Raw genomic sequence first — 12282 nt, 5'->3', positions numbered from 1 at the left:
GATCGTCTCGTCGCTCGCAACGGTGGAAAGAAAGTCCCGGATCTCCTGCATACCGGTTGCAACCCCATCTGCCATTCCAGCCTCCCAAAAGTGAAACAATCTAATAGAACTCTACGGAGGTGATTTGGGGCTTGCAAGGTATAGCTCCGGAATGGACCGCCGCATGAGAGGCGCTGCCGACGATGATCATCATGATCATGATGGATCATGAGCAGCAGGAAGCCGCCGGCGCCGGAGAACGGATCAAAGACCTCCGGAGGTGGACCCGGAGGAGCTCGAGCGGAACCGGATGGGCACAAAATATACCCGCGCGCGTTGACTCGCGTATGCCTGAGAGGCATATTTCAGACACTTCAGACAGCATCTGAAAGCCGAGACGACCCAAAGCCCTAGGGACCTGTCACTCCCTGGGGCTTTAAATTTTCCGAAAGAGGTCAAGGTCTTAGGTTCGTTGTCCGGAGAAACGAAGGGCGCTCCCCGAAGCGCCCAACGCCCCCTTGTCACCGTCCGGATTTTAACCGGTCAGTCCGCTTAGCGGAGTGCGATCAGGATCTGAACGATCATGAGCACGATGACGACAGCATCGGAAAACGTCACAAACGACCCTCACTTTCTATTCGCCCGGGTTTGAATTCTATGCCTAGCTGTCACCCCAGACACAGGCCCCATCAAGGCGCGGCGTGGTCGAGAAGATCGGGGGGCCTTCCTGACCCAGAGTTGCCTCCTAAGCCGCGAATGACGGCGAACCCTTCCTTTATAAGGGGGGGCCAGGGTAGTGCGGAAGGCAGTAAAAGCCCCCCTGGTCTAAATTTGCATCCAGGCTCACTTATCCTCAGGCCTATCCCCAAAAATCGAGGGTGCGCCGTTAACTAGTCTTAAACCGAATCCCCGGAATCGTATCGCCGTACAGTCGTAAAACCGCGTTTGCGGGTTTCATGAAAGGCAACCCGGATGATTCTCGGGGTACTCAGTCAAAAGGGCGGGGTCGGAAAGACGACGCTCGCGATCAACCTCGCCGCGGTTTTCGCTAAGAGCGGCCTCCGGACCCTCCTCGTTGACGCGGATCCGCAAGGGAGCTCCCTCGCCTGGTCGAGCGCGCGCGAGCTCGAGCCTCTGTTCCCGGTCGTCGGGATGGCAAAGCCAACCCTCCATCGAGACTTGCCCGAGATCGCGAAGGATTACGATATGGTCGTAATCGACGGCGCCCCTCGCGTGAACGATCTCGGCCGCTCGGCGATCATGGCGGCCGACTTCGTTCTAATCCCGGTCCAGCCCTCCCCTTATGACGTTTGGGCCGCGGCCGAGACGGTCCAACTCGTCCGCGAGGCCGCCGTATTTAAGGAAAACCTGAAAGCCGCCTTTGCGATTAATCGCAAGATCGTAAACACGGCGATCGGTCGGGACGTCCAGTCCGCGCTCGAGCCGTTCGAGCTCCCGGTCCTCCCGACGCATCTTTGCCAGAGAGTCCTTTACGCCGAGAGCGCCGCTCAAGGCCTGGCTGTTGTCGAAGTCGCTCCGAACGGCGAGGCCGCTAAGGAGCTCGCCGCTCTCGCTCTCGATATCACTCGCTACAACGAAACCGCTCAGAAGGTTGCTGCCTAAATGAAGTCCGTCGCAATCAAGATGCCTGTTACCAAGCCTGCCGCCGCCGACGATTGGGTCCGGAGCCGCGGGAACCCGAACGATCAGGAAGCCGGAGCGCCGGCGCCGGCTGAGCCGGCGGCTCCTGCCGAGGCAATGAAGCGCCTAACGATCGACGTATCCGAGAGCCTTCACAAGCGAATGAAGGTCCAGTGCGCGCTGCGCGGGGAAAGAATGGCGGACGTCGTGCGCGCGCTTCTCGAGCGCGAATTTCCGGCGTCGTAAATCCGCAACGCCGTAGATCCTCAAAGCCGCCTCTGCGGCTCGCCGTAAATACGGCGATACGGTTTTCAGTCGAAGGAGTGCCGAATGATCTCGATACAGGAGGGGAGGGCGAGCTCCTCAAGCGCGAAGAAGGACGATCGCGTCCAGGTCCTCGTCCGCATGACCAGGCGCGAGCGCCGCGCGCTCCATCAAATCGCACTCAATGAGGATACGACGGTCCAGAACCTCGTCGAGGAGGCGATCCGTGCCGTAATCGAGCAAAACGGAGGCCTCGATCGTCTGGCGCCAGAGGCGTAATTGGTCCGCTTTCCGATCGGAGAACAGGCAGTTTCAGGGGATAAGTCCCTGTTCTCCGATCATCCAGTCGGAAATCGGCGCGCGCGTTTGACAACAGAGCGCGCGCGCCGCGAAATAGCCTAGCGGTTCGACTGAATCGCGAAACGGAGAGAGTTTGAAAACGCCGCGTAGGTAGAAAAAGCGAAAGGCCCCAGGTTGCCGCCTGGAGCCTTTGGAATTCGATAGGGACTTTCGTCACCCGACAGCGATGAAAGTACCACAGACCCTCTCAGGGTCAACGGGAAACTTGCCGGTTTTCCGATCGAGATCGCTTGTCTCGTCAACGCGGCCCTAAAGAGGGTCGAGACTTGCTTGCTGCTCAACCGCGGCTCCCGCTCGCTGTGCCATTACGGCCGCGAGCGAGGAGTGTCCGCCGGCCTTTCCATCCCTCCCGAGGGGAGGGGGCCTATCACCTGCCAAACGCCGTCCGCGACCGCCTGGCGGCCGCCCTGGCGCCGTTCCGGAACCGGGAGGCCGCGTTCTCCCTGGCGACCTTCCTCGGCCGCTTCTGGTCGACGCCGAGCCGGATCGTCGAGGCCTTCCCGATCGACCGGCGTGAGCTTGCCGATCGCGAGGATCTCGGATTGACGGAGCGCCAGGTCCGGAGCGCGATCCGCGCTCTCGAGGAGATCGGTTTCCTCGATCGAGCTCTCGCGTCCGGCTCGAAATACAAGCCGACGGAGGACGGCCTCCGGCGGAAACCGATCCTGTTCCAATTCGGCTCCGAGTACGCTCCGGCCTTTATTGCCGCGAACAACCGCGCTGCCGCGGCGCGTGGCGGCCGTTCTGGCGATCGGCGGTCGATTGCACCGTCCCGAGCTCCGCGGCCGTCAGCGGCCGTTTTTTCGAGCTCCTCGCTTAAGTGTCCCAAAAGCAAGAGCGAAGCGGAAAGACCTGTGCTTATGGGACAGTTAGAGAAAAGCGGCCTTCCTCCAAAAGCCTTTGAACCAAACCCTCGACTCGAGGACGCATTGGAGCGGCTTCGGAGAGGGGTTTTCGGCAAAGCCGGGGACGCCTAGCGGCGAGGGCAGAGCGAGATTCTGAAAGCGGATGAATTAAAATCTTGGGGCAGAATGTATGATGGAAGAGGAACCGAAAACCTTTTGGGGCAAAGCTCTTATTTGGATTCAAGTTGCTGGCGCAATGTTCGTCTGGTGCTCAGCACTTTTATTTTGGATTCCTCGTTCTAAAGCCGGGGTCTCCTTTAGTGAGACAGACGAACTGTTCGCGGTTGTTCCTTCTGCGATTATCTCACTTTCCATGCTCTGGTTACTCGGCGGTAGATTAGGCAAGGCAAAGTGAAATCTGGCCGTTATGCCCGACGAGCTCCGGTCCCCGATCAAGCATCACCTCGTCCTGCACCGGCGGGAGCCGGAGCGGCGCCTGGCGCGGTTCTATTCGCTCATGATTGAGCTCGACCTCTTCGGAACCGTGCGCCTGGTGCGAGCATGGGGACAGATTGGAACGAGAGGCCAGGAGAAGGCCGAGATCTTCGCGAGCGTGGAGGAGGCCGGCCAGGCGCTCGAGGCGCTGGCCCAGATGAAGCGGCAGCGGGGATATAGAGATCTATGAAGCTATGGGATAGACAAATATCCAAATTTTGACCCATATTGTGGATAAGTTTCGGTTTTATGGGCTTAAAATATATTTTAGGGCTTTAAAAATTCCATAAAATATCTATAAACCCCTTAGTTCCAGCTTATAACCCGAGGGAATGAAAATGAATGGCGCTTTAACTGATAAGATCTCCGCTAATTTGCGGGAGTTTTACAATGACAACGCATGGGCACAACCATTTTTCGACAAGGCTTCTCAACGTCAGAAGGATACCACTGAAAGTAGTCTAGAAAGGATTTCTCAGACTTCAGGTATAGATTACGATGCAGCTAAGCGTCTCGCAGAAGCAATGCAAGAAATCGGTGTAGGACAATACATCAGAGGGAGAAGGGGATATAAGACCAGAATTGTATGGTCCTATAGCCTGCGCAGTATCGGAGCCGCCGCTAAGGGGACATCGTTAAGCCTCGAGACCCTTGAAGATGGTGAGGAGGAAGAGCTCGAGTGGTCTAATATATTCGAAGACGGAAGCGATATTGAGCATCAATTTCGGCTTCGCCCCGACCGTTCGATCAGGATCATCTTGCCTACTGATTTAACTCAGCGTGAGGCGGAGCGTCTTGCTGGGTTCATTCAGAGCCTCCCGTTCAAAGAAGATGAGCTATGAGCCTCCTCTCCTGATAGACGGAGAGCTATAGGCCAACGGCCGCGGAAACGCTCCGCGGCCGTCTGTGGTCAAATTTCGCGCCTTGCCCGAGCGGTCCGGAGCTCCTCCGAGAAGAACCGGAGGAACAAGGCAAAGAACCGGAGGCCTCGAGCGGCCTTGTCGAGGAGCGCGCTCATGCGGTCCTCGTTCCGACGTCCGAGAAGATCGCTCGCCGGGATTGCGCGAGCTTGCGCTGGACCTGGCGCATCGCCTGATCTGCGAACTTCGCCGGATCGCTCGCGCCGTGCACCGCGACATGGAACGTGTTGTGCATCTGGAGCGAGGCGCCCTTACCAGGCGCGGCCGCCGGAGCCGCCGGAGCGTTGACGCGCGGCGTGATGTTGACCGATCCGGTGATGTTGAGAGCGCGCTCGAGCCGAGCTCGGATCGAGAGAGCCTCGGCCTCGGCCTGGCCGCCGGCGATCCGGAGCGCCGAGACGAGCTTTTCGCCGATCGCCGGTCCGTTGAAGTCCCAGGCTCCCGCGCCTCCGAGGACCGGAGGGACCGCTCTCCCGGGATTGTTGATCGCTAGGTCCGGAACCTTGAACGCCTCGGCCGCCTCTCGCGCGGCGCGAAGGCCGGAGAGAGCCTGGTCGATCCCGGCGAGCTCGCTCTCGGCCGCGCGGAGACGCTCGAGGCCTCGCCGCTCCCATCCCTGACCGACGGGCGATTTCGTTCCCCAGAGCCTCCGATTGGTCGCGAGAGCGTCCCGAGCGTCGGAGACCTCTCGCTCTGCGGAGCTCCGGCGCGCGGCCGCGTCCTGATCGAGCTTAAACGCCGGATCCTCGGCCATCCGGCGCGCTCTCTGTTGCGCCGCGTTGATCGCGAGAGGGATATCGAGCGATCGCTCGAGGCGATCGTCGCCGTAGAGCTCTTGAGAGGCGGCCGCGACGTCCCGTTGTTCCTGTCGGAGGCTCTCTCCGAGCTTCCTCTCGTTCGCCGCGTCGATCTTGTTTGACTGTTTCTCGAACTCGGCCCAGGCTTGGTTATGGTCGCGGAGCTCTTGCGTCGCGTTCTTCACGAGATCGCCGAACAGGCTCGAGAGGCCGCCGCTCTTGTATCTGGCCGAGATCGCGTCGAGCCGATCGGCCGCGCGCTCTGTTGCGGTCGACATTTCATCGAGACCAGACGAGGCGCCGGCCGCGTCGAGGCCTCGGCCGAACGATCGCGAGAACCGATCCCAGGAATTGCCGAGACGATCGACGGAGCTTTGAGCATCGTTCGTCACGCGAGCGAGATCTCGAGCGACCGCGCCAGGCGCATCCCGTCGCATTTCCGCGGCGAGCTTTTGCCACTCTCCGCGATAGGTGAGGAGCGCGCGCATCCCTCGAGCGAACTCCATATCGGAGAACAGTTGAGGGAGCTTGGACAGGTCGCCCTTAACGGCTTGGAACGCCAGGCCCTCGAATACCTCGAGGAGGTTCTTTCCCTGCTTGCGCGCGACCGTCATTTCCTTTCGGAGGTCGATCCCGAATTTCTTAAACCGCTTGGTCGTCTCCTCGCTCTCCATCTTGGCGAGGATGTTGTTAAACGACGCGGCCGCCTCCTCCGTTGATCCGGTTCCTTTCCGGACGACTTGGAGCATGGCGACGAGTTGCTCGAGGCCCTTCACTCCCTTGAGGCCGACGGCCGACGCGGCCGGCGCCAGTGAGGGCAGATATCGAGCCATATCCTTGAGCTCGAATTGCCCCGCCTTGCCGCCGGCGACCATGACGTCGAAGGCCTTTTGCATTTCGCGGCCGGCGATCTTGAAGTTAGTCCCGACGGAGTCCGCGGTCTTAGAGATATCCTCGACCTCGGCGCCGGCGGCTGCGGCCGTCCTGGCGATCGACGGAAGGAACGCCATCGCGTCGTCGAACTCGCGGCCTTGTGCGACGAGGACGTCGAGACCGTCGACAACCTTGTCGATCGGCGTCGCCGTCTCTTGCGCCATCGCGTGAATCGCCTTTGAGGCGCCGCGGATCGCCTGGTCCGTCGCGTCGGCCGTGATGCCGACCCGCGTCATACGGCGATCGAACGAGGCCGATCGGAGATAAGCCTCTTGTGCTGCCTGTTTCAGCTTGTAGAGACCGCCGGCCATGCCGATCATGCCGAGCGCGCGGCCGGTCGAAAGAGCGGTTTCGCCAAGGCTCGCGCTCTGGATCCGGACGCCGCTCACAGAGCGCGCCGCGGACCCGATATCGCGGAGGGAGCGCGCCGCCTTTTTCGACGGCGCGGAGACCTGATCAGTCAATCGGACGATCAGGGATGATGTTAAACTTGCCATTCTGAAACCTCAGACGGGTTTAGGGGTGACAGGGGAGTGTTTGAGTTGAGCGAGATCCTTTCCTGTTGAGAGGCGATTTCCGCGGCGCCGAGTTCCGCCAGGCGCCGGCGCGTTTCTTCCTCGATCGCTTCGATCTGAGCTTTCGCCTCGGCCTCGATCTCCATCGCTCGAGCGTAATTGCTGGCGAGGGTTGCAGCCTCAAAACCGCGCGGAAAGCGACGGAACACGCCGGCGCGCTCGAGCCTGGCGAACGTGCTTGGATGGATGCCGAGAATTTGCCGAGCGCCGTCGCTCGAGACGAGCCGAGGGAGCGGATTAGAGGCCTGGTTCATGGCTCTCTCCGGCGAAACGAAACGCAAAAGCGAAACCTTGAAACGTAGTCAGATGCGGGGGCTCAAGTGACCCGCATGCCTCTACCCCTCGGAAACAGTCGCTAAAGGGGTGGGGGGTGGGGGTGGGGTGCCCCTCGAGCGCCTGGCCGGATCTCGCTCGCGTGAAAAATCGAGCAGGAGACGAGGTTAGCGCCCTTAACTTTTCCATGTTTCGGCGAGCCCTTACGGCGTAAGGACTTTGGCTCGAGAGGGGCAGGGGCGCGCTCATCGCGCCCCCTTTCCCTGGACGAACTCGTCGACCGCTGCGGACAGACCCGAACGAAGTCGAGACGAGCTCGTCGTCGCATTGCTCGCGAGGACCTCGTCGACGGCTGCGCTCAATCCGCTTCTTGATGTCAGGACTTGCTCGACGATCGCGGCCGCCGGCTTGTTCGGCTCTGCGAGTGCCGCTCGTATCGCCTTGAGCTCGCGGCCTTTCGCGCGCGGATCCTCGAGGACTTGGCGGAGGCGATCGTTCGCGGATCGCGTTCCCTCGACGCGTCCCTGCTCGAATGTACGAGACGACGCGGCCGGAGAGGATTGGATATGCGCGATCGGCTTGCTCTCATTAGAGGCAGCCGGCGCGGGATATCGCTCGAAACCGATACCGCGCGCCGCGTAACGGTCGTCCAGATAGTCGTCCCATCCGGGAGCGGTGGGGTATTGTGTCATGGAGTTTTTTTCCTGAGAGGGGCGGAAGGATTGAGCCTCGAACGGAGGCCGGCCGATCGCTCGCCCCTGTGGGGCGACCGGCCCTCGATCGTCAGGATCCGGAGAGGGAGGATCTCTCCGTCGATCTCGACGACCTGGCGCGAGGCGACGAGGACCTGGCCGCGGTGCATGGGGCCGAGCTCGACGCGAACGGCGCCAGGTTGATGCAAGGGAGAGGAGCGTCGCCGGCTCATAGCGCGCCCCTCTGGCTAGTGGTCGCGGATAGTAGGAGGTGCGCCCTTGAGGGCGCCCCCATCCCGCGCGGTCGAGAGACGTCGGCCGAACGATCCCGACAGATACGCTCCTCGTAAGGCGACCAGGCCGGGAGGTTTGTATTAAGTGGGTAGTGGCCACTCAGAGTGACCATTTTCGAGGAGGGAGCGGCGCGGCCGAAAATGGCTAGGTTAGTGACCATTTTCGCCCCCCGGAATACGGAGGAAATAACGGTTGTTCTTTGCTCGTCCGCGCTCTGGAACGTACTCAACCAGACCGGCGTCCTCGAGGCGTTTGATTGCTTGTCGAACGCCGCCGCGGCTCGCGTTGAGGAGTTCCGTTAGGCGCGCTTGTGAGGGCCACGAATAGCCCTTTTCTTCGTCGTAATGGTCGGCGAGAACGATTGCCGCTTGAACGGCGAGGGTCGTAAGATTTCTCTCTCTCGCGACCTGATTGAGCCAACTGACCTTATGAGGAACTGGAGCCTTTCTTGCCCTGAGCTTTCTAGGTTTCGGAGCGTCGGCGTCCCACGCCAAACGCAGATGATTGGAACGCTCCTCTTTTGGGGCGTCGGTTCGGGTGTTATGAAGGGGGAACATTGAGAGACGACCTTTCCCCGCGTGAGCCCTGCCAGGCTGCGCGGGTTTTCTTTTGCGGTTTGAGGAAAAGAAAACGACGGGGTCGCATGGCCCTGACCCCCGCCGCCGTTCACCCAGAGGAAGATCGCTCTGGAACTGGACGGCGCCGGCCGCATGAGCTTGCGCCCAAGGACGAGGGCCGGCGCCGGCGCGGAGGGACAAGAGGCCAATCCCGCCGCGCGATCTGAAAAGAGAGGGAGGCGCCGGCTATTGAGTTTGTGCTCACGGTTTCCGTGGCCGGCGCCAGGCGCGGAGCGGAAAGCTCTCAGGAAACCCCTCCGCGCGATCATGAGCTTTACTCCGCTGCGGCCGGGAGCTCGTTCTCGACGGGAACGATCTCGACCTGTGGCGTCCGACCTGGCGCGGCCTTGGCGTATGCCTCGAGCTCCTCGATAGCTTGGAGGACCGATCGGGAATCGCCGCTATGGAGCGGCTTGAAGAACGGAGGCTGATTTCCGACGCCAGGGAGCGAGAGGACCGTCTCGTAATCCTCGATCAATCCGGCATGGACCGCGGGGAGGAACTTCCGGCGGACGAACTGGCGCCGATAGAGCTTCAACTCCGTTCGGCCGGAGATAGCCGGGAGTGTTCCGGTCCCGTCGCCGTTGTCCTGCACTTGCTTCTGAGCCTCGTCGGGAAGGATCTGGCCGCCGGGATGGGTCCAGAGCTCGAGACGCTCCTCGCCGATAATGACGCGAGGGAGCGAGCGCCTGGTTAGCTCCTCCTCGATCGTCGCGATCGGCTCGACGCCGGCGGGACGAGTCTTGTTGAGCTCCTCGATTGCGATATCGGTCTCGGCCTTCTCTCGGACCGCAATCACGATACCGCGCGAGAGCTCCGGAACGTTCTCGAGGAAGATCTTACGGGTTCGCTCTTTCCGAGAGAGGACCTCGTCACGCTGCTGCTGCCAACGATCGCGGCTCTCTTGAGCGAGAGCCGCGCTCTCCTCTGCCTCGAGGTTCGCGACGGCCTGGTCGGCGAAGGCGATATCTGTTTCGAGAGCGGCGATCTTGGCGTCGAGCTCTTGAACGAGCTCGCGATCGAGGCGCCGGAAAGCGGTCTCGCGATCTCCTTTGAGGTTCGCCAGGCGCGAGGCCTTCTCGTCGCGATCCTTGCGCGTCTCGAGGAGACGCTCCGCAGCGATCTCGCTCGCTGGCTTGCCAGTGACGGCGGCTGCAACGGCCTTCACGGCGGTTTTCAATGGGTTCTTCATCGGCTCCTCCCCTTACGCTGCGCGGTTCGTCGAGCGGCCGGCCTCGAGGAAGGCCTCGACGTCAGCCTCGGTGTAGCGGACCAGGCGATCGCCGCACTTCATGAACGCGGGGCCGGATCCGTGCCGCCTCCAATGGGTGAGCGTTTGGATAGACACGGAGAGACGCTCGGCTACCTCGATCGGTGCGAGAAGGCGGGAGCGAATGGCGCCAGGCGCCGAACCTTGATCTCTGTTCATTGTGTTTCCTCGTCGTTGAGAGGGGTTGGTGTAACGACAAAGAAACTGAATCGAATAAATCGGAGTCGAAAGGCGTGAGCGGAAATTTGGCAGAATTATTTTTTCGGAAAAACGCGCTCAACCGATCGGAATCCGAAGTAAATGCCTTGTAAGCCTTGAAAATGAACGATTTCTTCCGATCGGAAACGGATGAGATCGAGGGATAGTCGGATTAAATGCTTGTGAAAAACTTGCTCCGGCGATCTCGCGACCGCCGGATATTTGGATCAACTGATGGTTATTAAATATCAATTTTGCTTTCGCGACGCGCGCCAGGCATCGAGAGAGATCACGCCGAGCGCGGAGGCCTCCGCCTTGATATCAGCGATCGCCGTCGCGTCGAACTCGACGAGGATCTCCTCCTCGTCGTCATTAGCGGCGATCTCGGAGGCCGGCGTATAGATAAACTCCGCGCGGATCGGCTCGAGCTCTGGATCCGCATCCGCATCGGCCGGGATCCAGTCGATCTCGGCGCCGTCGGGACCAATCGAGGCTCGCACAATGCGAGCGCCGCTCTCGATTAGGGCATACCGAAGGGTAAGCACTTCGGCGGAAAAGGTAGTGACACGGGACGGGGATCCCGTAAGACAACGGAAGGCCATGCGCTGAGCTCCAATCTCGCGACGTGGTTAGGGCCGGCCCGGGACTCCACTCCCGCGGTCGGCCCGCTCATTTAATGGGCTCGGACTCGTCCTGTCCGTTGCCTAAAAGACTCATCTCCTAACAATCGGAAACGGCGTTTAACGCCGGCCGCCTGGCCGGAAAATGAGATCGCTCGCCGGTAAGTGTTAGACACGTTGTAGCCGGCGGCCGCTCGGAGCTCGCGCATCGGACGAGCTCGATCGAGGAGATCGAAAGTGAACCGCCGTCCCCCTCTCTGGAAAACCATCGTCGAGATCTTGGGCGCTCTCGCGAGCCTCGCGGTGATCGTCGAGGCGCTCGATCGTTGGCTGTTCTAGCCGTCGGCCAGTTCCGGCTGAAAATTAAGCGCGAGGCGATCGAGTTCGAGGAGCTCGTCGCCTTAGTCTTGAGCGAGGGAGGGGAGGACCCTGCCTGTAACCTTTCCGCCGCGTGACCGCTTCTTAGCCCATTGCTTGCGAATGCGCTCTGCCGAGACTTTTACCGCTTCAACCACCGCTGGATCTTTACGGGCCTCCGCAATCGCGGCGGATTTGTACTTTGCATTTTTCCCCCACTTCGAGACCTTGCGAGGCCGATCGCTAGCCGTGTCTCGACCATGTTGGAGAAACCGACTGAAGGTTTTGTACATCTGTTCCCCTCGTTTGGTCCTGATGATGGGGCAAGAAGCTGGGAATGGGAACCCTCGTGCGCGCGCGAAAACGCACCGCGAATTTCCGATAAGACCGATTATGGAACCTGTTTTGAAGTGTTCGGAGCGTATTCGAAGCCGTTTCCAGACTATCCCCTCGCCTATTCAGTAAAACAGGCTCTTGTGGGTGCCTCGGCGAGTCTCCAAATACTGGCGACAACTTTGACTGAGACCCCCACTAGGGAAAGGCCGAAATGAAAGAGGAAACCGCTCGCTTCGAAGCCGCCGCCGACGATGGGACTCGATACACGGTCGTCGAGCTCACGCATATAATCGTGTCTCGCCTGCTCTCTGGCCCGAACCAAAGAGCGCGCGGCGCAAAAGAATACGTCCTCTCTAATGGGCGCGATCTCGACCCTATCGACGACAACACGTTCGAGATCGTTCAGACCGGCGAGATTATCCGGCGGGTTCGCTAGTTTGAAGTGAGACAAGGGCTCCGCCGGCGCCGCTCCGGTGAGCGGTTGTCGCCTATGGCACTCGCGATCCTTCAGGAAACGTTATCGAGGGTATGGGAGCTCTTCGCAATCCGGAGATAAGCGATTGCATGAAAGGGGACGAGAACTAGCCTCTTAACTAGCCCCTTAGACATCTCGATCTGAAGAGAGGCATGGAGGAGCTTGATCTCTTCTTTCTTTGCCTTCAGCAACGGATCCGGCCCAACTGTCGCGATCTCGATCGTCTCGTCGCTCGCAACGGTGGAAAGAAAGTCCCGGATCTCCTGCATACCGGTTGCAACCCCATCTGCCATTCCAGCCTCCCAAAAGTGAAACAATCTAATAGAACTCTACGGAGGTGA

The 12282-nt window shown here is 60.4% G+C and carries 15 protein-coding genes; 7 read left to right on the top strand and 8 right to left on the bottom strand.

Going from position 1 to position 12282, the window contains the following annotated elements; genetic code table 11:
- The first annotated feature begins 951 nt into the window (after window positions 1-951).
- The 6 genes from parA (at window position 952) to ACS5Q0_RS26810 (ending at window position 4426) form a co-directional block, all read left to right on the top strand.
- A complete protein-coding gene (gene parA, locus ACS5Q0_RS26835; protein ID WP_473129692.1) occupies window positions 952-1602 on the top strand; it encodes a ParA family partition ATPase in 651 nt (216 codons plus the stop codon).
- Complete coding sequence (locus ACS5Q0_RS26830) at window positions 1603-1866, top strand: plasmid partition protein ParG (RefSeq protein WP_473129691.1); 264 nt, start codon at window positions 1603-1605, stop codon at window positions 1864-1866.
- Window positions 1867-1950: 84 nt separating this feature from the next.
- On the top strand, window positions 1951-2163 hold the full coding sequence (locus tag ACS5Q0_RS26825) for a ribbon-helix-helix domain-containing protein (RefSeq protein WP_473129690.1): 213 nt from the start codon (window positions 1951-1953) through the stop codon (window positions 2161-2163).
- A 1116-nt stretch (window positions 2164-3279) separates the two neighbouring features.
- Window positions 3280-3504, top strand: coding sequence for a hypothetical protein (locus ACS5Q0_RS26820; protein ID WP_473129689.1), 225 nt, complete (start codon window positions 3280-3282; stop codon window positions 3502-3504).
- Between the two features lie 12 nt (window positions 3505-3516).
- A complete protein-coding gene (locus ACS5Q0_RS26815; protein ID WP_473129688.1) occupies window positions 3517-3774 on the top strand; it encodes a WGR domain-containing protein in 258 nt (85 codons plus the stop codon).
- Between the two features lie 148 nt (window positions 3775-3922).
- A complete protein-coding gene (locus ACS5Q0_RS26810) occupies window positions 3923-4426 on the top strand; it encodes a hypothetical protein (protein ID WP_473129687.1) in 504 nt (167 codons plus the stop codon).
- 172 nt (window positions 4427-4598) lie between these two features.
- On the opposite strand, the gene ACS5Q0_RS26805 is transcribed toward ACS5Q0_RS26810, so the two are convergent.
- The 7 genes from ACS5Q0_RS26805 to ACS5Q0_RS26775 all read right to left on the bottom strand — a co-directional run bounded on the left by ACS5Q0_RS26805 (window position 4599) and on the right by ACS5Q0_RS26775 (window position 10653).
- Window positions 4599-6731: a phage tail tape measure protein gene (locus ACS5Q0_RS26805; protein ID WP_473129686.1), complete on the bottom strand. Its 2133-nt coding sequence runs from the start codon at window positions 6729-6731 to the stop codon at window positions 4599-4601.
- Window positions 6719-7063, bottom strand: coding sequence for a hypothetical protein (locus ACS5Q0_RS26800; protein WP_473129685.1), 345 nt, complete (start codon window positions 7061-7063; stop codon window positions 6719-6721). Before ACS5Q0_RS26800 ends, ACS5Q0_RS26805 begins: the two co-directional genes overlap by 13 nt.
- Window positions 7064-7327: 264 nt before the next feature.
- The gene (locus tag ACS5Q0_RS26795) at window positions 7328-7774 is read right to left on the bottom strand and encodes a hypothetical protein (RefSeq protein WP_473129684.1); all 447 of its coding nucleotides are present in this window, start codon (window positions 7772-7774) and stop codon (window positions 7328-7330) included.
- Window positions 7775-8217: 443 nt separating this feature from the next.
- A complete protein-coding gene (locus tag ACS5Q0_RS26790; protein WP_473129683.1) occupies window positions 8218-8625 on the bottom strand; it encodes a helix-turn-helix domain-containing protein in 408 nt (135 codons plus the stop codon).
- Between the two features lie 334 nt (window positions 8626-8959).
- Window positions 8960-9877 carry a hypothetical protein gene (locus tag ACS5Q0_RS26785; protein WP_473129682.1) on the bottom strand — a complete coding sequence of 306 codons (918 nt, stop codon included), beginning with the start codon at window positions 9875-9877 and terminating at the stop codon, window positions 8960-8962.
- Window positions 9878-9889: 12 nt separating this feature from the next.
- A complete protein-coding gene (locus ACS5Q0_RS26780) occupies window positions 9890-10114 on the bottom strand; it encodes a helix-turn-helix transcriptional regulator (RefSeq protein ID WP_473129681.1) in 225 nt (74 codons plus the stop codon).
- A 287-nt stretch (window positions 10115-10401) separates the two neighbouring features.
- Window positions 10402-10653 carry a hypothetical protein gene (locus ACS5Q0_RS26775; RefSeq protein WP_473129680.1) on the bottom strand — a complete coding sequence of 84 codons (252 nt, stop codon included), beginning with the start codon at window positions 10651-10653 and terminating at the stop codon, window positions 10402-10404.
- A gap of 1024 nt (window positions 10654-11677) precedes the next feature.
- On the opposite strand from ACS5Q0_RS26775, the gene ACS5Q0_RS26770 reads away from it, so the two are divergent.
- Window positions 11678-11902 (top strand): hypothetical protein, encoded by a 225-nt coding sequence (locus ACS5Q0_RS26770; protein ID WP_473129679.1) that lies wholly within the window; start codon window positions 11678-11680, stop codon window positions 11900-11902.
- A 71-nt stretch (window positions 11903-11973) separates the two neighbouring features.
- Here ACS5Q0_RS26770 and ACS5Q0_RS26765 read toward each other — a convergent pair whose 3' ends face one another.
- Window positions 11974-12234 (bottom strand): hypothetical protein, encoded by a 261-nt coding sequence (locus ACS5Q0_RS26765; RefSeq protein WP_473129678.1) that lies wholly within the window; start codon window positions 12232-12234, stop codon window positions 11974-11976.
- Window positions 12235-12282 lie beyond the last annotated feature (48 nt).

Source organism: Microvirga sp. HS2 (assembly GCF_055792805.1).
Note: the sequence above shows the minus strand (reverse complement) of the source record. Positions and strands in the feature narration are given on the sequence as shown.